Source organism: Sphingomonas sp. TZW2008 (assembly GCF_002117915.1).
Lineage (GTDB): Bacteria > Pseudomonadota > Alphaproteobacteria > Sphingomonadales > Sphingomonadaceae > Sphingomonas.
In genome coordinates, this window is record NZ_BDJB01000003.1 from 418,315 (window position 1) to 439,119 (window position 20,805).

Sequence of the window (20,805 nt, forward strand, 5' to 3'; positions counted from 1 at the left end):
ACGGTGTGACCTCGATCAGGGAGAACGCCCTCGCAACACGACATGTAGTAGAAATAGATCATTTCGCCGCAAGACTAGCCTAGTGTAACGCCGGGACGGGGAGAGAATAGCTGATGTTGAAGTCGATAAAGGTTGGCGGAGCCGGCGGTGTGACGAAAGCGTTGCAGCATGGGAACTCCGATACCGAGACGTTCATCGACATCTGCTACCACGCCATTTTGGGCCGTGCGCCGGACCGCATCGGCCTCAGCAGCTACGGCAAGATGATTGCAGAGGCGCCCAACCGGGAAACGCTAATTGCCGTCGTTCGATCGATCGCGATGAGCGAGGAAGCGCGCAAGTACCGTGATCACCACCTCGCGATTAAACGGTAAGGTTCTCAAGCCCCGTCGAAATAACCGATCTTTCAATACGTCTTTCACGGCTGGGTCGTAGCAGCATCGGCCCTGGATTTATAAAATATTAGACTGGGCCGTGCCGCTGCATACCGGCGGCGTATTCCGATCCGACCACGTAGCTGCCCAACAATTCAACAACCTGGATCAAGTCGGCGGAATGATCGCTGGCGCCATTGCCAACATTGATTATCGATCAGAATCATGTTCGACCATGCGGCATCCGGCGATCTGCGGGCAGAGGGCGATGCCGGCTCGGGCGTCCCATCGAGCGCCGACGTCGACGTCGACAGTTCTATCTGCGTACCCGTCCGTGACGAGGCCCGGCTTTTGCCGCAATTGCTGGCATCACTCGGCGACCTGCGTGTCGGCCGCGCGCGGCTGAGCATCTTTCTCTATTTCGACGGCTGCGCCGATGACGGCATCGCGATCGCGCGGCAGGCCGCCGACGGCTTTCCGCATCGCTTGCATGTCGTGCTCGGCGAGCGGCAGGCAGAGCCCAATGCCGGCCACGCACGCGGCGCGGCGATGGCGCTCGCGCTCGCGCAGGTCGGTACGCGCCCTTCCCTTCTGTTCACCACCGACGCCGATAGCCGGCCGCAACCCGACTGGATCGCGGCGGGAACCGCGGCGCTGCGCCAGGCGGACGTCGTTGCCGGGCGGATCCGCCGCGACGATGCCGCCGGCGATCCGGCGCAACAGCGGATCGAGGATTATTACGATCGCCTCCATCGCTTCCGGCGCCGGCTAGATCCCGTCGGGTGGGAAGCGAGCGACACGCATCACTTCGGCGGCGGCGCGAACCTCGCGATGACAGCGGACGCCTACGGCGCGCTGGGCGGCTTCCGCGCGCTTGCACATGGCGAGGATGCGACGCTGCTCGACGATGCGGCGCGGCTGGGGCTGCGCGTGCGCCGCGACGCCGCGCTGGTGGTCGACACCTCATCGCGGCGGGAGGGACGTGCGGTCAACGGCCTCGCTGACGCGCTCCAGGCGATCGATCGAGGCGCGGTGCAGATGGTCGCGCACCCGGCAACGGTGGCGTGGCAGGCGCGCGCCCAAGCGTTGGCGCGGCGAGCCTTTGGCACGATCGACGATGCCGCGCAGCTGGCTGCGCTGGGCGCGCTGATCGGGCTGTCAGCGGATCACCTTCGCGGCGTCGCGCGCGACTGCCCCAACGGGGAAGCGTTCGCGATGCGCGTGGTGCCGGCGGCTCCCGGGCACGACCGGCTGGTCACGCTGGCGGTTGCTGAGGCCGCGCTGGCGGCGCTGGAAGCCGAACTGAGCGGGATTGCGGCATGACGGGGATCGCCGAGGCATTGCAAAAGGCGATCGTCGCGGCGGGGTGGCACGTCGCGCCGCCGTGCGACCCAGGCGACGCGGGGGCGTATCACGCGCTGCTGCGGCCGCTATACGCCGCGGGGCGGCGCGATTTGCCGCTCGGCCGGCTGCTCGAGGGGCATGTCGATGCGGTGCAGATCGTGCAGCGCTACGGCGACGCGAACCAGCGGGCGGCGCTGGCGAACGCGCTCGCCGGAGGCGCGACGCTTGGCGTATGGAATGCGGCGCTGCCGGGCGTGCCGCTGGTGCTTGGCGAAGGCGGGCTTGAGGGCGGCAAGAGCTATGCCTCGGGCGCAGGCGTGCTGAGCCACGCGCTGGTTACCGCCGACACGCCAGCGGGCCAGCACCTGCTGCTGCTCGATCTCACCCGCGTCGCACCGACGATCGATCGTGACTGGTGGCGCGTGACGGGGATGCAGCGATCGGAGACGCATCAGGTGCATTGGCGCGGCGCGGCGGTGCTGGACGACGCACGGATCGGCTCGCCGGGCTGCTACGCGCGCGAGCCGTATTTCAGCGGCGGCGCGCTGCGCTTCGTCGCGGTGCATGCCGGCGGGATCGCCGCGCTGTTCGACCATACGCGCGACCACCTCGTTGCCACGGCCCGCGCCGACGATCCGTTTCAGGCGGCGCGGCTCGCCGAGCTGTTCGCGCTTGCGGCAGGGGCGGCGGCGACCGTGCGCGACGCCGCGGTTGCCTGGTTCGAGGGGTACGGCGAGGCGAGGCTCGCTCGCGTCGCCGCGGCGCGACTGGCGGTGACCGATGCGGCGGAGCGTGCGATCATCCTCGCGCAGCAAGCGGTGGGGCTGCAGGGGCAGTTCCTCGCACATCCGCTCGCCGCGACGCTCGCCGACCTCTCGGTCTACGTGCGTCAGCCGGCGCCCGACGCGCAGCGGCTGCGCGTCGGGCGCGCGGTGCGCGACGGCCTGCTGTCGCCTGATCTGTGAGGGTGGCGCTGGGCAACATCCGATCGGCGCTGATCGTCGCGCCGCATCCGGACGACGAAATTATCGGCACGGCGGGGCTGATAGCCACGCTGCGCCAGCGCGGCGTCGCGGTTCGCGTGGTGATCGTGTCCGACGGGGGCGCGTCGCACCCCGGCAGCGCCGCGTGGCCGCGCGCGCGCCTTGTCGCCGAGCGCCGGCGCGAGAGCCGCCGCGCGCTGCGCCGCTTGGCGGTACCGGCGGATGCGGTGACCTTTGTCGCCCTGCCCGACGGCGCGCTCGCCAAGCAGGCGACGCTGTGCCGCCGCGCGCTCCACCGCCTCGTCGCGCAAATTGAGCCGACGCTGATCGTCGGGCCTGCCCCGAGCGACGCGCACCCCGATCACCGTGCGGTGGCCGCCGCGTTGCGCACGATCCGCACGCCGGCGCGGCGTCTCGACTATCAGGTGTGGCCGCCACGACAGCGACACCCGCGCGCGATCACGCTCGTCATAGCGCGCGGCGCCGCGGCGAAGCGTTCGCTGATCCGCGCGCACCGCACGCAGCTGGGTGCAATCAGCGACGATCCGGCGGGCTTCTCGATCGCGCGGCATGAACTCGCCGCGTTCGCGCATCCGCTCGAGCGGTTCACGGCAACGCCGCGATGAGCGCAATCGGGCTCGGCGGCTTCGCGGCCAAATTCGCCGGCGACGACGATCCGTGGCGCACCTTCACCAGCCACGACGAAGCGGTGAAGCGCGCCGCGATCCTCCACGCGCTAGGGCCGGGTCCGATCGGCCGCGTACTCGAACTCGCCAGCGGCAACGGATCGAACAGCGCGGGCATTGCGCCGCGCGCACTGCGGCTCGATGCCACCGAGGGGACGGCGGAAGGCACCGTGCTGACGGCGCGCGCGATCGCGCGCTTTCCGCGTGCAGAGGCAACGCGCTTGCCGCTACCGGGTGCATTCCCGCACGCCTGCTATGACGCGATCGTCGTCGCGGAACTGCTCTACTACCTCTCCGCGCGTGAAATGGCGGCGGTGGCGCGGGATGTCCGTGTGGCCCTGCGCCTGGGCGGCCGGCTGATCCTGGCGCATCATCGCATCGATTTCTACGACTTCGCGCAGCGCGCCGCCGCGATCAACGCGCGCTTCCTGGCAGCAGCGGGCGGACCCTGGCGGGTGCGGACGGTGCGTGCGACGCGCCGTTGGGAAGTCATCGTCGCCGTTCAACGACTTGGCTGAAAAGCTGTTGTCGGACACGAAATGACACATCGCGGGTAGAACCGTTTCGGCCGCGAAGCGTTTGTTTTCGGTGCGGGGGAAATCTCTACTGATCGCCGGGGCGACCGGCGTGTTGTCGGCGTGCAACCGGCACCAATCGACGCTGGCGCCGTTCGGCGCCGACGCGGCCGATATTCGGCATCTTTTCATCGTGATGCTGGTGGGCGCGGTGGTGATCGCAATCGGCGTCGCGCTGCTGATGCGCCACGCGGTGCGCGCGCCGGAGGGCGAATTGACCCATAAGGGCGGCATGCGGCTGGTGCTATGGCTCGGCGGGATCATCCCGACCGTCGTCCTACTCGGCCTGCTCGCCTATTCGCTGCCGTTCATGAAGCCGCGGCCGACCGCGCCCGCTGACCTCAGGATTGGCGTGGAAGGCGAACAATTCTGGTGGCGGGTGATCTATCGCCCCGCCGGCGCACCGGCGGTGACGAGCGCCAACGAGGTGCGCATTCCCGTCGGCCGCACCGTCGCCTTCGAGCTGGCGGCGGGCGATGTCGTCCACAGTTTCTGGATACCCGGGCTCGCCGGCAAGATGGACATGATCCCCGGCCGCACCAACCGGCTGGTGGTGCGGGCCGACGCGCCCGGCCGGTACCGCGGGCAGTGCACCGAATTCTGCGGGCTGAGCCACGCGCTGATGGCGTTCGACGTCGTCGCGATGCCAGCGCCGGCGTTCGACGCCTGGCTGGCGCGCGAGCGGCAGCCCGCCACCGCGGACGCCGACGCGGCCGGCGCGCGCGCCTTCGCCGCCAATGGTTGCGCCGCATGCCACAGCGTGCGTGGCGCCGGCGCGGCGTCCGCGATCGGGCCGGACCTGACGCATTTCGGCGCGCGGCGCACGCTCGCCGCGGGCATCTTGCCGATGACGACCGCCAACGTCGCCGCGTTCATCCGCCATCCCGAGGCGACAAAGCCCGGCGTGCGCATGCCCGCCTTTCCCCATATCTCGCAGGCGGAGGCGACCCAGATCGCGCGCTATTTGCAAAGCCTGAAATGAGCCTCCACGCCCAGGACGATCCGGCGCTGCGCGCCGCGCAGGAAGAACGGCTGCGCGCGGTGTGGAAGCCGCCGTCGGGCTGGTTCTTCCGCTGGACCGACGTCAACAACAACCGCGTCGGCGTGTGGTACACGCTGACGGCGTTCGGCTTTATGCTGTTCGCCGGCGTGCTGGCGCTGATCATGCGCACGCAGCTGGCGGTGCCTGAGAACGACCTCGTCTCGGCGGCCACCTTCAACCAGCTGTTTACGCTGCACGGCTCGATGATGATGTTCCTGTTCGCCGTGCCGATGTTCGAGGCGGTGTCCATCATCCTTCTACCGCAGCTCTTGGGCGCGCGCGACTTGCCCTTCCCGCGCCTTTCCGCCTTCGGTTACTGGAGCTTCCTGCTGGGCGGCGTGTTCGTCGGCGGATCGATTTTCTTCAACGCCGCGCCCGACGGCGGGTGGTTCATGTATCCGCCGCTGACGACGCGCACCGACTTGAGCGGCATCGGCGCCGACATCTGGATGCTCGGCCTCAGCTTCATCGAGGTATCGTCGGTCGCGGCGGCTGTGGAGCTGATCGTCGGCGTGCTGAAATGCCGCCCGCCGGGCATGCGACTCAACCTGATGCCGCTCTACGCCTGGTACATCCTGGTCGTCGCGGTGATGATCCTGTTCGCCTTCCCTCCGCTGATCGCGGGCGACCTGCTGTTCGAGATGGAGCGGCTGCTCGGCTGGCCGTTCTTCGATGCGGCGAAGGGCGGCGATCCGCTGCTGTGGCAGCACCTGTTCTGGATCTTCGGCCATCCCGAAGTCTACATCGTCTTCCTGCCGTCGATCGCGCTGTTCGCGATGATGATCCCGACCTTCGCGCAGCGTCACCTGCTCGGCTATCCGTGGATCGTGCTCGCCGCGGTCGGCACCGCCTTCCTGTCGTTCGGCTTGTGGGTGCACCACATGTTCGCGACCGGCCTGCCCAAGATCAGCCTCGCCTTCTTCTCCGCCGCGTCCGAAGCGGTGGCGATCCCCACGGGCGTGCAGATCTTCGCGTTCATCGCAACGCTGTGGGCGGGCAAGGTGAAATGGTCAACGCCGCTGCTCTACGCCAGCGGCAGCCTGGCGGTCTTCGTAATTGGCGGGCTGACGGGCGTGATGGTGGCGATCGCGCCGTTCGACTGGCAAGCGCACGACACCTATTTCGTCGTCGCGCACCTCCATTACGTGCTGATCGGCGGCACGCTGCTGCCTTTGTTCGGCGGGCTCTATTATTTTTGGCCGCTGATCACGGGGAAGAAGCTGAGCGACCGGCTGGGCCGCACCGCCTTCTGGATCATGTTCGTCGGCATCAACTTGACCTTCTTCCCGATGCATTTGTCGGGGCTGGAAGGGATGCCGCGGCGCGTGTTCACCTACCCGGCCGAGCTCAATATCGGCTGGCTCAACCTCGCCTCGACCGCGGGATCGTATCTTTTCGCATCGGGCGTGCTGGTGCTGGTGATCGACCTTGCGCTGTCACCGACGCGAAAGAAGGCGCCGCGCAATCCGTGGGACGCGGGCACGCTCGAGTGGCTGGCGCATCCCGACGACGAGGATTGGGGCATCCGATCGGTGCCGCTGATCGAGAGCCGCTATCCGATCTGGGACCAGAAGAATTTCGTCGCCAAGGTGGACGAAGGCCGCTTCTTCCTGCCCGACGCGGAGGAGGGCCGGCGCGAGACGATCATCACCTCGGTTCTCGATGCGAAGCCGGTATCGGTGATCCGGCTGGGCACGCCGAGCGTCAAGCCAATGATCACCGCGGTGGCGCTGGGATCGGTGTTCATCCTGACGACGTATCACCTGTACCTGGCGGCGGCGCTGTTCGGCGTCGTCACGCTCGGCTGCGTGCTGTGGTGGCTGTGGGATACCGCCGAGATTCCCGAGAAGCCCGAGAAGCCGATCGGCCACGGAATGACGATGCCGCTGTACCTGTCGGGCCCGGCGGCGCCCGGCTGGTGGGCGATGTTCATCACGATGATGGCCGATGCCACTGCCTTCTCCGGCCTCGTCTTCGGTTATTACTTCTACTGGACGATCCATCCCGATTTCGGCGTTGGGTTCGACTGGCCGGGAAGCGCCGGGCCGCTGTTCGCGCTGGCTTGCTCGCTCGGCAGCTGGGCGGCAACCGTGGCGGCGCGCAAGGTGCATCGGCGCGGCGGCGTGACAGCGGCGCGCGGGCTGCTGATCGCCGGCGCTGTGGCGGCGGCGGCGAGTATGGCGGCAGGCCTTGGCAGCCTCGACGGGCTCGATCCGAAGGCGAACGTCTATCCGGCGATCGTCTGGGTGCTGGTGATCTGGACGGTGGCGCACGCCGCGGTCGGCATCGTGATGCAGCTTTACACGCTAGCGCGCAGCATCGCCGGCAAGATGGATCCGGCGCATGACGCCGATCTACGCAATATCACCGTCTACCAGCACTTTTTCGCGCTGACCGCGATCGTCGCCTATCTGACCGTCGGGCTGTTCCCGGAGGCGGGACTGTGAGGCGCTGGCTGAAACGGGCGCAGCGGCTGCGCGTCACCTTGTGGACGCTGATCGTACCGCCGACGACGTGGGCGGTACATTTCCTGTTCTCGTACCTGTGGGCGGCGGTGTCGTGTGCGAAGCTTGGCGAATGGGCGCGCTTTCCCACCGCCTTCGCGATCGGCACGGTTGCGGCGCTCGCCGTCATCGTCGTCTCCGGCATCATCGCGCTGCAACAGTCGCGCACGCCGGGCGATGTCGCGCCGCACGACGAGGGCACCGACGTCGACCGGCTGCGCTTCCTCGCCTATTCGACGCTGCTGCTCGCCGGGCTGAGCTTCATCGGCGTGGTGTTCACCGCGCTCCCCGTCCTCGTGCTGAGCGATTGCCGGTGAAGCGCGGCGCACTGGCGGCTGGGCTCGCGCTGTTCCCGCTCGGCTGGGCGGCGAGCAGCGTCACGGTCGGCGCTTGGGCGATGACCGGGCATATGGTGGCGCACATGATCGCGGTCGCGGTCGCGGCGCCGCTCGTCGCGTTCGGCCTGCAAGATACGCGGGCCGATCCCGCGCGGCGCTGGCCTCGGGCAGTGACGCCGAGCACGGCGGCGCTGATCGAGGCGATCGTCGTGTGGGGCTGGCACGTGCCCGCGCTGCGCCGGCTGGTCCACGATCATCCCGGCTGGCTGATCGTCGAGCAGGCCAGCTTCCTCGCCGCGGGACTGCTGCTGTGGGCCGCCGTGCTCGCGCCGCGCCACCGTATGGCAGGCGTCGGCGCGCTGCTCGTCACGTCGATGCACATGACGCTGCTCGGCGCGCTGATCGGCCTCGCACCGCGGCCGCTCTACGGTCACGCCGGCGCGGCGGCGCTGGCGGACCAGCAGGTCGCCGGCGTCGTGATGCTGCTGGTCGGCGGGATCGCGTACCTCTTCGGCGGGCTGGCGATGCTCGGCCGGCTGCTCCAACACCGTGGCGAGGCGCCCGCATGACGATCCGCATCACCTGGGCGCGCGCGATCGCGACGCTCGTCGGCCTCGCTCTCGCCGGCCTGCTGTTCGCCTGGTCGGGCGTGTTCAACATCGCCGCGTCGAGCGGGCATTGGGCGATTACCGATTGGTTCCTGCACTGGACGATGCGCAATTCGGTGCGCACACACGCCGCCTTTTCCTCGCCCGACGATCCGATCGATCGCAGCGGGATGGTGAGCGCGGCGGGGCATTTCGCCAACGCCTGCTCTGTCTGCCACGGTGCGCCGGGCGTGAAGCCGGCGCCGGTGATGCAGGCGGCGACGCCGCCCGCGCCTAACCTTGCGATCAACGCGCGCGAGTGGACCGACAAGCAGCTGTTCTGGATCCTGCAGCACGGCGTCAAATATACCGGCATGCCCGCCTGGGCGGTGCAGGATCGCCCGGACGAGGTGCGCCGCATGGTCGCCTTCGTCCGCCGGCTACCCGAGATGCGTGCCGAGGAGTACAAGCAGCTCGTCGGCGAGGCGCAGCCGGGGCGCGACTTGGCGGCCTGCACCGGCTGCCACGGCGACGACGGGCGTGGGCGCGGCGCGGTGGACATTCCGATCTTGGGTGGGCAGCGGCCAGAGTATCTGCACGCCGCGCTGCGCGCCTATGCCAGCGGCCGCCGCTCGAGCGCGGTGATGCAGCAGGTGGCGATGCGGATGGAGCCGGCCACGATGGCCAGCACCGCGCGGCAGTTCTCAGCAATGCCGGGGATCGGCGGCACGCTGCCCGCCCTGCCCACGCAGCGCGTCCAGCCCGCGCAGTCTGCCGGCACCGCACTGGCCGCCCGGATCGTCGCGCAGGGACTGCCCGCCAAGCAGCTTCCCGCCTGCGCTAGCTGCCACGCGGCCGGCAAGCCCTATCCCGTCATCGCCGGGCAGCGTGCGGCCTATATCGCCGGGCGGCTGCGTCAGTGGCATGGCGACAAGAACGTCGTCGATGCGCGCAAGAGCCACGCGACGATGCCCGTCATCGCACGCCGCATTCCCGAAGAGATGATCGAACCGCTCGCGCGCTACCTCGCCGCCGCGCGTTAGATCGACGCACCTACTCGCCGCACGCGCGGGCGCATTCGTCGATCAGGTCACCGACGTCGCGGAAGGCGGTGATCCGCGCGACGTCGAACTCGATGCCGAGCCGATCCTCGACCTCTAGGATCAACCCGACGTGTGTCGTTGAATCCCAACCGGGAATATCGTCGACCACCGTGTCGTCGGACACGGCGGCGACGGGCACCGAGAAGAAGTCCGCGATGATCGCGCGTACCCTGTCGGCGGCGACGGCCCTGCCTGTATCGGTCACAACATCTTCCTGTACTGAACGTTATCCGCTTCGAAGCCGAGGCGCCGCCAATAAAGGTGCGCCGCCTCATTGCCCGCAACTACCTGCAATTCGATCGTGGTGACGTTGCGATCGCGGAACCAGGCGCCCGCCGCATCGGTAAGCCGCGTTGCCACGGCGCGTTCGCGATACGCCGGATCGACGTAGAGGTGGGCGATGAAGCCGCTCACCGGCTCGATCTGATGGGCCGGTGCCGCGCGCAGCAGGGCATCGAGGAAGCCGATCAACCGGCCCGCGTCCCACGCGCCGATCAGCACGCGGCTGCGCCCGGCAACCTTGTCATACCGCGCGATCCAGTGTTCGTAGCCGTCGTCGCGCAGCAGCCGGCGCCCCGCCGCGGCTTCGAGATGCGTGTAGAGCGCCGCGAACAGCGCTTCGAGCGCATGGTCACTCGCCGCATCGGTGATCGGGCCAATCTCCACCACGTCAGCCATCGGCAATCATCCGGCGCAGGGCGCGATGATCGACCTTGTCGCTCGCGTTCTTGGGCATCGTCTCCATCGCGATCAGCCGTTCGGGCAACATATAGTCGGGCAGGTCCTGTCGCATGGCACTGCGGATGTCGGCCAGATCGGCGCCATCGGGTGCGCCGCCGATCACGCCGACGATGCCATCGAACGACGACGGGCCGATTTCGCGCACGGGGATTGCGGCGACGAGATCGCTCCCGCTGTGGCGTCGTAGCGCCGCCTCGACATCGCCGAGCTCGACACGGTAGCCTCGCAGCTTGATCTGCGCGTCGAGCCGGCCGCGATAGATGAACCCCTGCGCCGGATCGACATACCCACGATCGCCCGTGCGATACCAGCGCCTCCCGTCCTGCTCGACGAAGGCGGCGGCGGTGCGCGCGGGATCGGCAAGATAACCCGGCGACAGCTGCGGCCCGGCGAGCATGATCTCGTCGGTTACCGGATCGATCCGCATGTGCTGCCCGCCGATCGGCCAGCCCAGCGGCACGATCGGATCGGTGAGCGCATGGTCGGTATAATCAAATGCGCTGAATGCGATCGTCGCTTCGGTCGGGCCGTAAATGTTGAACAGGCGCGCGTTCGGCGCCGCCTCACGACAGCTCGCCGCCAGCGGCGCGGCCAGCGCCTCGCCGCAGAAGAAACCGGTGCGCAGCGACGGCAGCGCGCCGGCGCGCAGCAGCTTCAGATTCTTGCCCTGCGCCGCAACCGACGGAACCGAGAGCCAGTGCGTTGCCTCGAGCTGGCGCACGAAGCGCGGGCCGAGCGGCGCTGCTCCTTCCGGCACGACGCACAGCATCGCCCCGGCGCCCCAGCACAGCGTCATGTCGTGCACCGACAGATCGAATGTCAGCTCGACGCTCTGGATGAACCGATCGGTCGCGTCGAACCGCACCAGATCGCTGATCGCGGCGGCATAGTGATCGACGGCGGCGGACGGGATCGGCACCCCCTTCGGTTCGCCTGTCGATCCGCTGGTGAACATGACGTAGGCGAGACCCGACGCATCGTAGGGGCGCATCGCGACGGCGCGCGCGTGCACAAGGCGCTCGCTGGTGCCATCGTCCGCGATGCGCCAGATCGCCGCGCCGCCCGCCGCGACCATCGCGGCCGCGGTATCGCGCGCAGCATCGCCGGCATCGACGAGCACCGCATCGGGCGCCGCAGCCGCGAGGATGCGATGAATACGCGCGATCGGCCAGCGCGGATTGACCGGGACGTAGGCGACGCCGCGCGACAGGCAGGCGTAGATCGCCGCATAGGTCGCGATCGTGCGGCCACCGACGATCGCGACGACGCCTGCATCCGCCGCCGATCGATCGATCAGCATGTCGCCTAGCCGCGCCAATGCGTCGTACGTGAGCGTCGCGCCGCCAATCCACAACGCGGGGCGATCGCGGTTTTCGAGGCGGCTCATCGCCAGCCGATCGCGCAGCGTCGTCAGCGATGGTCTCCGGCGTCAGCACGCATCAGCGCGTCCTCGATCTTCCCCCAGATACCCGATGTACCGCGTAGATTCTCCGGCGCGCCGGTCACGATCGCTGACAGATGCTGCGCGTAGGCGTCCAGCCAAATGGCGTTCCACGTCGCGGCGGGCATCGCGGGATCGACGGTCGGGGCCGGCGTGAAATCAAGCCGGATGCGATCCGCCGACCAGCGCGCGAGAAAGAAGAATGCCGGGCAACGCGCGCCGCGCACGATCGTCGGCGGTCCGAGCGCGATCGGCAGCGGCAGGCCATGAACAGTGATCTCTCCGACCGCCTCGCCGTAACCGCCATCGGCACCGATCAGGCCGACCGCATCGGACTGTCGCAGATGCTTGGTGAACTGGTACAATGCGCGCACCGGATCGGCCGTGGTCAGGCGCCCCTCTCCTTCGTTCGCCGCGCCGATGGTGAACAAGCCCGGCACGGCGGCGCGCAGGGTGCTGCGGCCGATGCGGAACGCCCCGGCGTGACTGCCGCACAGCAGCACGCCGCGGTCGTGCGACGCGGCACGCACGGCATCGAGCGGCGTCCGATCGATCAGCGTATCCAGTCCGCGCTCGATCGTCTCGGCGAGGCGCGGGCGATCGCGCTGACGGGCCCGGTTCGCCAGCCCCGACAGGTCACGCAAGTAGATATCGGCGAGCAACCCCCACGTCTGCCGACGCTGCCACGCATCGCGATCGTCGGGCGCCCAGCCGCTGCGGCAGAACAGCCAGTCGGCCAGCCGCTCATCGATCAGCCGAACGGGTTCAATCGCGTGCAGCGCGTGCAGCGTTGCCGCAGGATCGAGATACGCCTCTCCCCAGCGTGCGCCGAGTAGCCGCCGAACGTCGGCAATGCCCGCGGGACCGTCGAGCACGGCGACACGCGTCGTCGTCTGGCCGGAGTCGATCATCCGGCGATAGCCGCGGCGCCCTTTCATGGTGCTGGTGCATAGAGCGCTGCGCAGCGCGCGCTGATCCGCTGCACCCCGCCCCGACTGCTGCGCGCGCGCGAGCCAGGCGGCGACGCGGGTCACGCCTGCCTTCGGCGCTGCATCCGCGAAAAGGTCGCCAAGCGCCGCGGCGTGCAGATCCCCCAAACGCGTCATCGATCGGTCGGTATCCTTCCGAACCATCGGCACGTTCTCCCAAAGCGGCGTGCCCCGCACCGGGGCTTAGGATCGCCCCCCGCGCCGGTCAACGCGGGGCAGCGTGAACCTTCGCAAGCGCCGGGCGTAGCATCTTGCGCCGCGTGGACGCGGCGGGCGCGAGGGAGCGCGGCAATGAAGCGAGCATCGGTGACGCGACGATATTCAATGCCTCGATACGCGGCGCTCGTCGTCGTCGTTGGCGGCGCGCTAGCTTCTGCGGCAGTATTTGCGGGTGGCCAGTCGCCACGCAGCGAAGAGCGCGCAGCGGTTGCGCGCAGCATCGATCTGCCCGTCGCCGACGTGAGTGCAGCGGGTCTGGCAGACGCGATCGCGCGTGCGCGTCAGCAGTTGGCCGAGCGTCCGGGAACACGCGTCGTGCTACAGCTGCCGGCGGGCACCTTCGATCTATCAGGCCCCCGCGCGGGACGACGTCCGGCATCGATCGACCTGTCGGGGATCGACGCCTGCCCGGCGGGCCTTGTGCTGCGTGGCGCCGGGATGATGCGTACCACGCTGATCAAGGACGACGATCTGGTCGGAATCATCGCGCGCAACGCCAGCTGTCTGACGATCACCGATCTGACGCTTGCCCAGAAGCGGCCGGAGGTGTCGCAGGGGACTGTCACCGCGGTCGCGCCGGGCACGATCGACATCGACGTCCCCGCCGGCTTCGCATCGCCTGCCGCACTCGCCGCCGTCACGCCCTCGCGTGACTATAACGGCCGCGCGATCCGCTGGGCAAAGCGCTTCGAGCGCGTCGGCAGCGATGTGCGAATGATCGTCAACGAACGCGCGGTACGCTGGACGGGCGCAGTTCCCGTGCCGGGAAAACCCCTTCGCTTTCGCATCACGATCGATGTTGGCCGACCGGGCGCCACGCAATTTAAGATGGGCGATCTCGTCGGGCTTACCGCCAAGTCGGGCGGACAGGCGTATCGCTTCGTCAACGGGCATGACATCACGTTCCAGAACGTGCGCTGGATCGGTGATGCGCGCGGCAAGTTCCGCCGTGTCGATCGCGTGACGATCCGCGGCGTGCGCGTCACACCACCAGCGCAGATCGCTGGTATGCCGTATCTTTTCGCGACGAGTGCCGGCGGGCCGCAGATCGGACACCCGGGGGATCCGCTCACGACCGGGCATGTCGTCGAGGATAATGTGTTCGAGAAGACCGGCGACGACGCGATCGCCCTGGCGGACGCGAGTGGTGTCGTGCGCCGCAACCGCATCACCGATGCGGCGCGCGGCATTCTGATCGTCGGCGCTGGCGACGTGACGTTGGCGGACAATATTCTGGTGCGTGCGCCGGTGCTGCATAAGGCGGTCGGCGGTGCAGCCCGGCCGCGGCGCGCCTGCGCCGCGGATGAGGATTGCCGCCCGCGCCGCGCGCCGCCCGCCGGCGATTCCGATGATGACGACGGATTCTGATCGTACGCCCAGCGTTCACGCGTTGCCGGGCAGATCCGCCCGGCGGCGCGCGCGGCGCTGTTCACGCGCCGTGCGGCGTGTCTCGCGGGCCTCGATCATCAGCGCGCGGCGTTGCCCCTGGCGCTGCTCGTGTTCCGCGATGGTCTCGTCATCGTCACCCATTTCGTCGCGCAGGATGGCGGCGGTGATCGCCATGACGCGCTCGACCGTCAGTGTCGGCGGCAGCGTTTCGCGCGTTGCGGGATCGACCGGCGCGAAGAGATAGGGTCTATCGGGGAAGAACCGTCGCCGGACAGCGTCGTTCGATTCGGCGACCGTCGCGAGGAACGCGCGCCGTGACGCGGCCGACAGCGAGATGCCCGGACCGGGTGTCGCCCTTTGCACGCGGTTCACCAGCACGCGTTGGTCGCGGCCGTTGCGCCGATCGCGTGCTACCGCCGCGTTCAGCAGGCGCAGATATTCCACCCCCTCGGCGCTGAGGCTGACATTGCGCCGCCGCCCCCCGGCCGCCAGCCCGGGGGTGGCGATATCCATCGCAACGCAGAAATCGGTCAGCAGATCGTCGCCGGCAAGTTCTTCGCGCGCGAAGAGTCGCGGCTGAATCACCGCCTCGCCGAACACCGCAGCCCAGCCGGCGAGCAGCTCGGCGAAATCGTATCGCCGCTCCACCTTGCGCTGCCGCGGCAGCGCAAAGCGGGTGACGGCCCCCGTCTTGATCGACGTCGAATAAGTGCTGATCAGAAAATCGTCCTGCCGCCGCAGGTAGACGACGACGCGTTTCACCCGACCGACGGCGTCCAGCAGCGCCTTCAGTCGCGCGATTTCCTCCACCGTGCGCAGTCGCGACGAGCAATGTTCGTTGGAGAGCACCATTTGCCGGCAACCGCTCGCCTGTGCCTCCGCGACGAAGGCGGCCCGGAACGAGGCACGAAAGTCGCCGTCTGCCGCATCATCCTCATGCCGGCGAAGCACGCTATCGCTGCTGTCCGGATCAAGCGCGAAGGCGGCCAGCCGCGTCTGGTTCTGCTCGCCGGGCGACAGCGGGAAAAGGATGCCATCGGCGCGCAGTGCGGCGCGGTTCGCCGCCAGGAACTGCTGGATCGTCGTCGTGCCGGTCTTTTCCAAGCCGATGTGCAGATAGATGTCCACGCCGCCGTCCTACCCCGCAACGCGGCGGGGCGCCACGCCGGACGCACGACGGCGGGCGGCGCCTAGAAGGTCAGCCGCACCGTGCCGCCCCAGGTGCGCGGATCGCCGAGTTGCGCGGAGATGAGCCCGGTGTTGCCCGGCGTAACCGCAAGCGATTCGAAGTAGTTGCGATCGAACGCGTTGCGCACCCAGGCGAAGACGTCGAAGCGATCGTTGCGGATGCCGACGCGGAAGTTGTGGATCGAATAGCCGTCGATATCGGTGTAGATCGAGCGTGACGCGTTGGACGAGAATTTCGAGCGGTAATTGGCGTCGTAGCCGACATAGCCCTGCGCCTCCTGCCCGAAGACGATGCCCGGCACGTTATATTCGCCGCCCCACGAGAAGGCCCATTTCGACAGGCCCGGCAGCCACTGGCCCGAGACGTTGCAATTCGCCGGGCTGTTTGCGCCCGGCGTCGCGGCCGGCCCCGGCGGCGTGCCGGTGCCGCCGCCGGCGAGCTCGGGCGGGCACGGCGCATCGACGAAGCGGACGAACTTGCCGTCGGTGTACGCACCGCTGACATAGCCGCTGAACCGGTCGGTCGGGCGGACCGAGAAATCTGCCTCGACGCCGCGCACGCGTACCTTGTCGGCGTTGGCGAGATAGCCGCGCAGCACGTTGCTGCCGCTGACGTTGCTGATCACGCTCGCCTGGAAATCTTTGATGTTGGTCCAGAAGCCGGTGACGTTGAGCGTCGCGCGGCGATCCCAGAATTGCGATTTGACGCCGATTTCGAAGTGATCGACCTTTTCCGGATCGATCTGCGCGACGTCGAGCGCGGGAAGGCCGCTCGGCAGGCTGGGCACACCGTTGAGGTTGATCCCGCCGGTCTTGAACGATCGCGCATAGGTGGCGTAGCCGAGCACGTCGGGCGCGACCTTGTACGACAGGTTCAGATCGTACGACAGATTCCAGTCGCTGAACTTGGGCTCAAAGAATTGCGATGCCTGCGTGCCGCGCTGCGCCGCGATCCAGGGATCGTTGTAATAGGCGCTTGCCGGGTCGTTCGAGACGACGCGCCGCGTGCCGTCCGACGCGGTGCCGGTGACGATCGAGTTATACAGCCCATCCTTCTTGTCGTAGTTGATGCGGATGCCTGGCGAGATCGTCAGCGCCTCGGTCGGATGCCAGTTGAGCTTGCCGAACGCCGCGACGCTGAGATTGTCGAGCCGGATGTCGTTTTCCGCGAGCAACCCGTTCAGCACCGCCGGGTTGCGCGACAGCGCGCTGCTGGGCGCGAGCAGCCACGCGCTTCCCGCGGGGCCCGTCTCCTGCACCCCGCTGGTGCGAATTTCCTGATAAAAGCCGAACGCACCGACGACGAAGTCGATCTTGCCCGCGTCATAGGCGTAGCGCAGTTCCTGCGTATACTGGTTCTGCTTGGTCGGGTTGTTGACGCGCGTGTAGACCGGCAGGCCGGTGAAATCGCGGTCGTTCTTCGGCCCCCAATCCCAGTAGCGCCACGCGGTGACCGACGTAAGCGTGCCGTCGCCGACGTCCGCCTCGGCACGCAGCGACAGCCCGCCCATCTCGTTGCGCGCGGCCAGCGCCGCGTCGAGATCGGTCAGGCGATCGAACGGATCGGTGCTCGGCACGCGATAGCCGGGAAACAGCGCGGTGAGCGCGGCATATTGGCGGTTGGCGGCGCGCTGCGTCGTGCCGACGCGGGCGTAGATCTGGCCGCAGCAGATCGGATCCTGCAGGTTGTAATCGCCCGACAGCGTCAGCCGCAGCCCGTCCATCGGCTTCCACAGCAGCGATCCGCGCACGCCCAGATTGTCCTGCGAGTTGATCCACTGGTTGCTGGTGACGTTGTAGATCGTGCCGCGGCGATCGGTGGTGGACACGCTGATCCGCGCGGCGAGATCGTCGGTGATCGGGCCGGAGACCGACGCCTTGCCCTGTTTGAAGCTGTAATTGCCGAGCGACACCTCGGCCTTGCCCTCATACTCGAAGCTCGGCGCGCGGGTGGTGATGTTGATCGCGCCGGCGGTGGTGTTCTTGCCGTAGAGCGTGCCCTGCGGCCCGCGCAGCACCTCGATCTGCTCGACGTCGACGAAATCGAGCGTCGCGGCCGCGATGCGGTTGTAATACACCTGATCTATGTAGATTCCGACGCCTTGTTCGAAGCCGTCGTTGGTAAGGCCGAACGGCGCGCCGATACCGCGGATGTTGATGAACGTATTGCGCGGATTGGTGGAGAAGAACTGCAGCGTCGGCTGCAGCTGAGTCAGCCGGTTAATGTTGTATGTGCCCTGCGATTCGAGCGTGCCGGCGTCGATCACGCTGATCGCGATCGGCACGTCCTGGACATTCTCCGCCTTGCGCCGCGCGGTAACGAGGATGTCGCCGCCGTTGGTGGCAGCGGGCGGGGTCGCTGGCTCGGTCGCGGTCGGCGTCTGCGGCTGGGGGGCGTTTGCGGCGGGCACCGCGTCTGCTGTCGCCGGCGCGGTCACCGCGCTGTCGGCGACCTGCGCGGCCGCGCCCCCGGCGGGGACCAATCCCAGCGCACTACCCACCAGAAGCGCCGCGACATGGCTGCGGACCATCGATTCCCCCTCAATTCCTATTTCGCGCATAGGAATACACGGAAGGCTGCGCGCGCCAATGGTAGAAGCGCTTTGCCGTGGCTGAAGCACAGCTTCATGCATTAGCGAACGGCGATCGCCGGCGGCGGCTTGGCGCATCGCCTGTGCGCGCCTATCTGCCGCCGCCATGGCTGCCCCTATTCTCGCCTACGAAGACCTCGGCCTCATCCAGGGCGCCGGCTGGCTGTTCCGCCACCTCAACTTCTACGTCGGGCCGCGCGACCGGCTGGCGCTGATCGGGCGCAATGGCGCGGGCAAGACGACGCTGCTGAAGCTGATCGCCGGCACGGTGGAAGGCGACGAGGGCCGCCGCACGATCGTGCCAGGCACGCGTGTCGTGCTGCTGGAGCAGGACCCGAACCTCACCGGCTTCGCGACGCTTGCCGACTATGTCCTGTCGGGGAGTGACGCGCCCGAGCATTTCGAGGCTGCGGCGATCGCCGACCAGCTCGGCATCGATCTCGGCCGCGAGGCGGCGACCGCATCGGGGGGCGAGCGGCGCCGCGCCGCGATCGTCCGCGCGCTGGCGCAGGATCCCGACGTGCTGCTGCTAGACGAGCCGACCAACCACCTCGATATCGGTGCGATCGAATGGCTGGAGGAATGGCTCGGCCGGTTTCGCGGCGCGTTCGTCGTCATCAGCCACGACCGCACCTTCCTGACGCGGCTGACCAAGCAGACGCTGTGGCTCGATCGCGGCAACCTGCGCCGCGCTGAAGTCGGCTTCGGCGGGTTCGATGCGTGGACCGACCAGGTCTATGCCGAGGAACAGCGCGCGGCGGAGAAGCTCGACGCCAAGCTCAAGCTCGAGGAGCATTGGCTGCAGCGCGGGGTGACGGGGCGGCGGCGGCGCAACCAGGGCCGGCTCACCAAGCTGAAGGAGATGCGTGCCGAGCGCGCGGCGATGATCGGGCCGCAGGGGTCAGCGGCGCTGTCGGTCGGAAGCGACGACAACAAGACCAAGATCGTGATCGACGCCGCACACGTCACCAAGGAATATGGCGGGCGCACGATCATCCGCGACCTGACGTTCCGCGTCGCGCGCGGCGACCGCATCGGCATCGTCGGGCGCAATGGCGCGGGCAAGACGACGCTGCTCAAGCTGCTGACCGGCGAGATTCAGCCCGACAGCGGCGAGGTGAAGCTCGCCAAGACGCTCGACGGGATCGTGATCGACCAGCAGCGGCGGCTGATGGCACCCGACAAGACGGTTCGCGAGGTGCTGGCCGACGGCGGCGACTGGATCGAGGTGATGGGCGTCAAGAAGCACATCCACGGCTATCTCAAGGAATTCCTGTTCGATCCCAACCTGACCGAGGCGAAGATCGCGTCGCTATCGGGCGGCGAGCGGTCGCGCCTGCTGCTGGCGCGCGAGTTCGCGCGGCCGTCGAACCTCCTCGTCCTCGACGAGCCGACCAACGACCTCGATCTCGAGACGCTCGACCTCTTGCAGGAAGTGATCGGCGACTATGGCGGCACCGTGCTGATCGTCAGCCACGACCGCGACTTCCTCGACCGCACCGTGACCGTGACGCTGGGGCTCGATGGATCGGGCAAGGTCGACGTGGTGGCGGGCGGCTACGAAGACTGGGAGCGGCAGCGCGCGCCCAGGATCGAGGCGAAGAAGGCCGCCGCCAAGCCGGCGGCCGCCGCGCCGGCCCAGGCACAGGCGAAGACCAAGCTCAGCTACAAGGACCAGCGCGACTATGATCAGCTTCCCAAGCGGATCGAGGCGCTCGACGCCGCTATCGCGCGCGACGAGGCGCTACTCGCCGATCCGTCGCTCTACGTCCGAGACCCGGCAGGGTTCGATCGGCTGATGAAGGCGATTGCCGCGGCGCGCGGTGAGAAAGACGCGGCGGAGCTGCGTTGGCTGGAACTTGCCGAGCAGGCCGAAGCGCTCGGCTGAGCGGCTATAGCGCGGTGCCCGATCGTCCGGCGAGGTCGACGACGTACTGCCACGCCACCCGGCCCGAGCGGCTGCCGCGCCGCGTCGCCCACAGCAGCGCGTCGGCGGGATCGAATGCCAACCCGTAGCGCTCGGCATAGCCGCGCACGATCGCGAGGTAGAGCGGCTGGTCGACGACGTGGAAGCCGAGGCTGAGCCCGAAGCGATCGGCGAGCGCGAGCTGATCGTCGACCGCATCGCGCGCATTGATCGCGCTCTCCTGCTCGTGAATGTCGCGCGGGATGAGATGGCGGCGGTTCGACGTTACCACCAGCCGCGCGTTCGCGGGCCGCGCCTCTGCGCCGCCTTCGAGCAGCGAGCGCAGCGTGCGCGCGTCGGACGCCGCGTCGAAGCCGAGATCGTCGAGGAAGAGGACGAAGGCGCGCGGCACAGCGGCGATCGTATCGAACAGGGCGGGCAGCCCACCAAGCTGGTCCGCCGCCACCTCGACCAGCGCGAGATCGCCGCCTGCGCGCTGCACCGCGCCGACGCACGCCTTGACCAGCGCCGACTTGCCCGTGCCGCGCGCACCCCACAGCAGCGCGTCCTGCGCGGCGTGCCCCGCCGCCAGCCGCTCGAGATTGGCGAGCAGCGCGGCGCGCTGCGCCTCCACCCCGTGGAGCAGATCGAGCGGCAGCGGCGCGAAGGCGCGCGCGGGCGCGAGCGTGCCAGCGCGCCAGACATAGGCGGGATGCGCGCGCGGATCGGCGGGCGGCGGTGGCGGCGGCGCGAGCCGTTCGAGCGCGGCGGCGATACGGGCGAGATCGTCCATGGTTGCGCGTGC

The 20,805-nt window shown here is 68.5% G+C and carries 19 protein-coding genes; 12 read left to right on the forward strand and 7 right to left on the reverse strand.

Going from position 1 to position 20,805, the window contains the following annotated elements; translation table 11 throughout:
* The first annotated feature begins 113 nt into the window (after positions 1-113).
* From B7L05_RS03680 to B7L05_RS03720, 10 genes are all read left to right on the forward strand, one after another.
* Complete coding sequence (locus tag B7L05_RS03680) at positions 114-374, forward strand: DUF4214 domain-containing protein (RefSeq protein ID WP_085808845.1); 261 nt, start codon at positions 114-116, stop codon at positions 372-374.
* A 225-nt stretch (positions 375-599) separates the two neighbouring features.
* Positions 600-1,697 (forward strand): glycosyltransferase family 2 protein, encoded by a 1,098-nt coding sequence (locus B7L05_RS03685; RefSeq protein ID WP_085808846.1) that lies wholly within the window; start codon positions 600-602, stop codon positions 1,695-1,697.
* Positions 1,694-2,683 carry an acyl-CoA dehydrogenase gene (locus B7L05_RS03690; protein ID WP_085808847.1) on the forward strand — a complete coding sequence of 330 codons (990 nt, stop codon included), beginning with the start codon at positions 1,694-1,696 and terminating at the stop codon, positions 2,681-2,683. The genes B7L05_RS03685 and B7L05_RS03690 overlap by 4 nt, the downstream gene beginning before the upstream one ends.
* Positions 2,680-3,327, forward strand: coding sequence for a PIG-L deacetylase family protein (locus B7L05_RS03695; protein ID WP_085808848.1), 648 nt, complete (start codon positions 2,680-2,682; stop codon positions 3,325-3,327). Before B7L05_RS03690 ends, B7L05_RS03695 begins: the two co-directional genes overlap by 4 nt.
* Positions 3,324-3,905 carry a class I SAM-dependent methyltransferase gene (locus tag B7L05_RS03700; protein ID WP_085808849.1) on the forward strand — a complete coding sequence of 194 codons (582 nt, stop codon included), beginning with the start codon at positions 3,324-3,326 and terminating at the stop codon, positions 3,903-3,905. The genes B7L05_RS03695 and B7L05_RS03700 overlap by 4 nt, the downstream gene beginning before the upstream one ends.
* Before the next feature lie 70 nt (positions 3,906-3,975).
* On the forward strand, positions 3,976-4,944 hold the full coding sequence (gene coxB / locus B7L05_RS03705; RefSeq protein ID WP_085809085.1) for a cytochrome c oxidase subunit II: 969 nt from the start codon (positions 3,976-3,978) through the stop codon (positions 4,942-4,944).
* A complete protein-coding gene (gene ctaD / locus B7L05_RS03710) occupies positions 4,941-7,451 on the forward strand; it encodes a cytochrome c oxidase subunit I (RefSeq protein WP_085808850.1) in 2,511 nt (836 codons plus the stop codon). The genes coxB and ctaD overlap by 4 nt, the downstream gene beginning before the upstream one ends.
* Positions 7,448-7,825 carry a hypothetical protein gene (locus tag B7L05_RS17640; RefSeq protein ID WP_256926587.1) on the forward strand — a complete coding sequence of 126 codons (378 nt, stop codon included), beginning with the start codon at positions 7,448-7,450 and terminating at the stop codon, positions 7,823-7,825. The genes ctaD and B7L05_RS17640 overlap by 4 nt, the downstream gene beginning before the upstream one ends.
* A complete protein-coding gene (locus tag B7L05_RS03715) occupies positions 7,822-8,415 on the forward strand; it encodes a cytochrome c oxidase assembly protein (protein ID WP_256926588.1) in 594 nt (197 codons plus the stop codon). Before B7L05_RS17640 ends, B7L05_RS03715 begins: the two co-directional genes overlap by 4 nt.
* A complete protein-coding gene (locus B7L05_RS03720) occupies positions 8,412-9,476 on the forward strand; it encodes a c-type cytochrome (protein ID WP_085808852.1) in 1,065 nt (354 codons plus the stop codon). Before B7L05_RS03715 ends, B7L05_RS03720 begins: the two co-directional genes overlap by 4 nt.
* A 10-nt stretch (positions 9,477-9,486) precedes the next feature.
* Here B7L05_RS03720 and B7L05_RS03725 read toward each other — a convergent pair whose 3' ends face one another.
* From B7L05_RS03725 to B7L05_RS03740, 4 genes are read right to left on the reverse strand one after another with little or no spacing between them, the layout of a single operon-like run.
* Entirely contained in the window at positions 9,487-9,741 is a 255-nt protein-coding gene (locus B7L05_RS03725; RefSeq protein WP_085808853.1) for an acyl carrier protein, read from the reverse strand.
* The gene (locus B7L05_RS03730; RefSeq protein ID WP_085808854.1) at positions 9,738-10,214 is read right to left on the reverse strand and encodes a GNAT family N-acetyltransferase; all 477 of its coding nucleotides are present in this window, start codon (positions 10,212-10,214) and stop codon (positions 9,738-9,740) included. The genes B7L05_RS03725 and B7L05_RS03730 overlap by 4 nt, the downstream gene beginning before the upstream one ends.
* Positions 10,207-11,664 carry an AMP-binding protein gene (locus B7L05_RS03735; RefSeq protein ID WP_085808855.1) on the reverse strand — a complete coding sequence of 486 codons (1,458 nt, stop codon included), beginning with the start codon at positions 11,662-11,664 and terminating at the stop codon, positions 10,207-10,209. Before B7L05_RS03735 ends, B7L05_RS03730 begins: the two co-directional genes overlap by 8 nt.
* Before the next feature lie 23 nt (positions 11,665-11,687).
* On the reverse strand, positions 11,688-12,824 hold the full coding sequence (locus tag B7L05_RS03740) for a hypothetical protein (RefSeq protein WP_179187109.1): 1,137 nt from the start codon (positions 12,822-12,824) through the stop codon (positions 11,688-11,690).
* Between the two features lie 207 nt (positions 12,825-13,031).
* On the opposite strand from B7L05_RS03740, the gene B7L05_RS03745 reads away from it, so the two are divergent.
* Positions 13,032-14,294, forward strand: a complete 1,263-nt coding sequence (locus B7L05_RS03745) for a hypothetical protein (RefSeq protein ID WP_085808857.1) — start codon at positions 13,032-13,034, stop codon at positions 14,292-14,294.
* Positions 14,295-14,309: 15 nt separating this feature from the next.
* Here the strand turns inward: B7L05_RS03745 and B7L05_RS03750 are convergent, their stop codons facing one another.
* Complete coding sequence (locus B7L05_RS03750; protein ID WP_085808858.1) at positions 14,310-15,443, reverse strand: hypothetical protein; 1,134 nt, start codon at positions 15,441-15,443, stop codon at positions 14,310-14,312.
* Between the two features lie 62 nt (positions 15,444-15,505).
* Positions 15,506-18,034: a TonB-dependent receptor gene (locus tag B7L05_RS03755; protein ID WP_256926589.1), complete on the reverse strand. Its 2,529-nt coding sequence runs from the start codon at positions 18,032-18,034 to the stop codon at positions 15,506-15,508.
* A gap of 166 nt (positions 18,035-18,200) precedes the next feature.
* On the opposite strand from B7L05_RS03755, the gene B7L05_RS03760 reads away from it, so the two are divergent.
* Positions 18,201-19,982 carry an ABC-F family ATP-binding cassette domain-containing protein gene (locus tag B7L05_RS03760; RefSeq protein WP_085808859.1) on the forward strand — a complete coding sequence of 594 codons (1,782 nt, stop codon included), beginning with the start codon at positions 18,201-18,203 and terminating at the stop codon, positions 19,980-19,982.
* Positions 19,983-19,986: 4 nt separating this feature from the next.
* Here the strand turns inward: B7L05_RS03760 and B7L05_RS03765 are convergent, their stop codons facing one another.
* Positions 19,987-20,793, reverse strand: a complete 807-nt coding sequence (locus B7L05_RS03765; protein ID WP_085808860.1) for an ATP-binding protein — start codon at positions 20,791-20,793, stop codon at positions 19,987-19,989.
* Positions 20,794-20,805: the final 12 nt, after the last annotated feature.

Bases quoted from the DNA above. Each gene is read 5' to 3' on its own strand.
- B7L05_RS03720 (WP_085808852.1), top strand. From the start codon at position 8,412: ATGACGATCCGCATCACCTGGGCGCGCGCGATCGCGACGCTCGTCGGC.
- B7L05_RS03690 (WP_085808847.1), top strand. From the start codon at position 1,694: ATGACGGGGATCGCCGAGGCATTGCAAAAGGCGATCGTCGCGGCGGGG.
- B7L05_RS03765 (WP_085808860.1), bottom strand. From the start codon at position 20,793: ATGGACGATCTCGCCCGTATCGCCGCCGCGCTCGAACGGCTCGCGCCG.
- B7L05_RS03745 (WP_085808857.1), top strand. From the start codon at position 13,032: ATGCCTCGATACGCGGCGCTCGTCGTCGTCGTTGGCGGCGCGCTAGCT.
- B7L05_RS03685 (WP_085808846.1), top strand. From the start codon at position 600: ATGTTCGACCATGCGGCATCCGGCGATCTGCGGGCAGAGGGCGATGCC.
- B7L05_RS03680 (WP_085808845.1), top strand. From the start codon at position 114: ATGTTGAAGTCGATAAAGGTTGGCGGAGCCGGCGGTGTGACGAAAGCG.
- B7L05_RS03760 (WP_085808859.1), top strand. From the start codon at position 18,201: ATGGCTGCCCCTATTCTCGCCTACGAAGACCTCGGCCTCATCCAGGGC.
- B7L05_RS03755 (WP_256926589.1), bottom strand. From the start codon at position 18,034: ATGGTCCGCAGCCATGTCGCGGCGCTTCTGGTGGGTAGTGCGCTGGGA.
- B7L05_RS03700 (WP_085808849.1), top strand. From the start codon at position 3,324: ATGAGCGCAATCGGGCTCGGCGGCTTCGCGGCCAAATTCGCCGGCGAC.
- B7L05_RS03730 (WP_085808854.1), bottom strand. From the start codon at position 10,214: ATGGCTGACGTGGTGGAGATTGGCCCGATCACCGATGCGGCGAGTGAC.
- ctaD (WP_085808850.1), top strand. From the start codon at position 4,941: ATGAGCCTCCACGCCCAGGACGATCCGGCGCTGCGCGCCGCGCAGGAA.
- B7L05_RS03740 (WP_179187109.1), bottom strand. From the start codon at position 12,824: ATGACGCGTTTGGGGGATCTGCACGCCGCGGCGCTTGGCGACCTTTTC.
- B7L05_RS03735 (WP_085808855.1), bottom strand. From the start codon at position 11,664: ATGAGCCGCCTCGAAAACCGCGATCGCCCCGCGTTGTGGATTGGCGGC.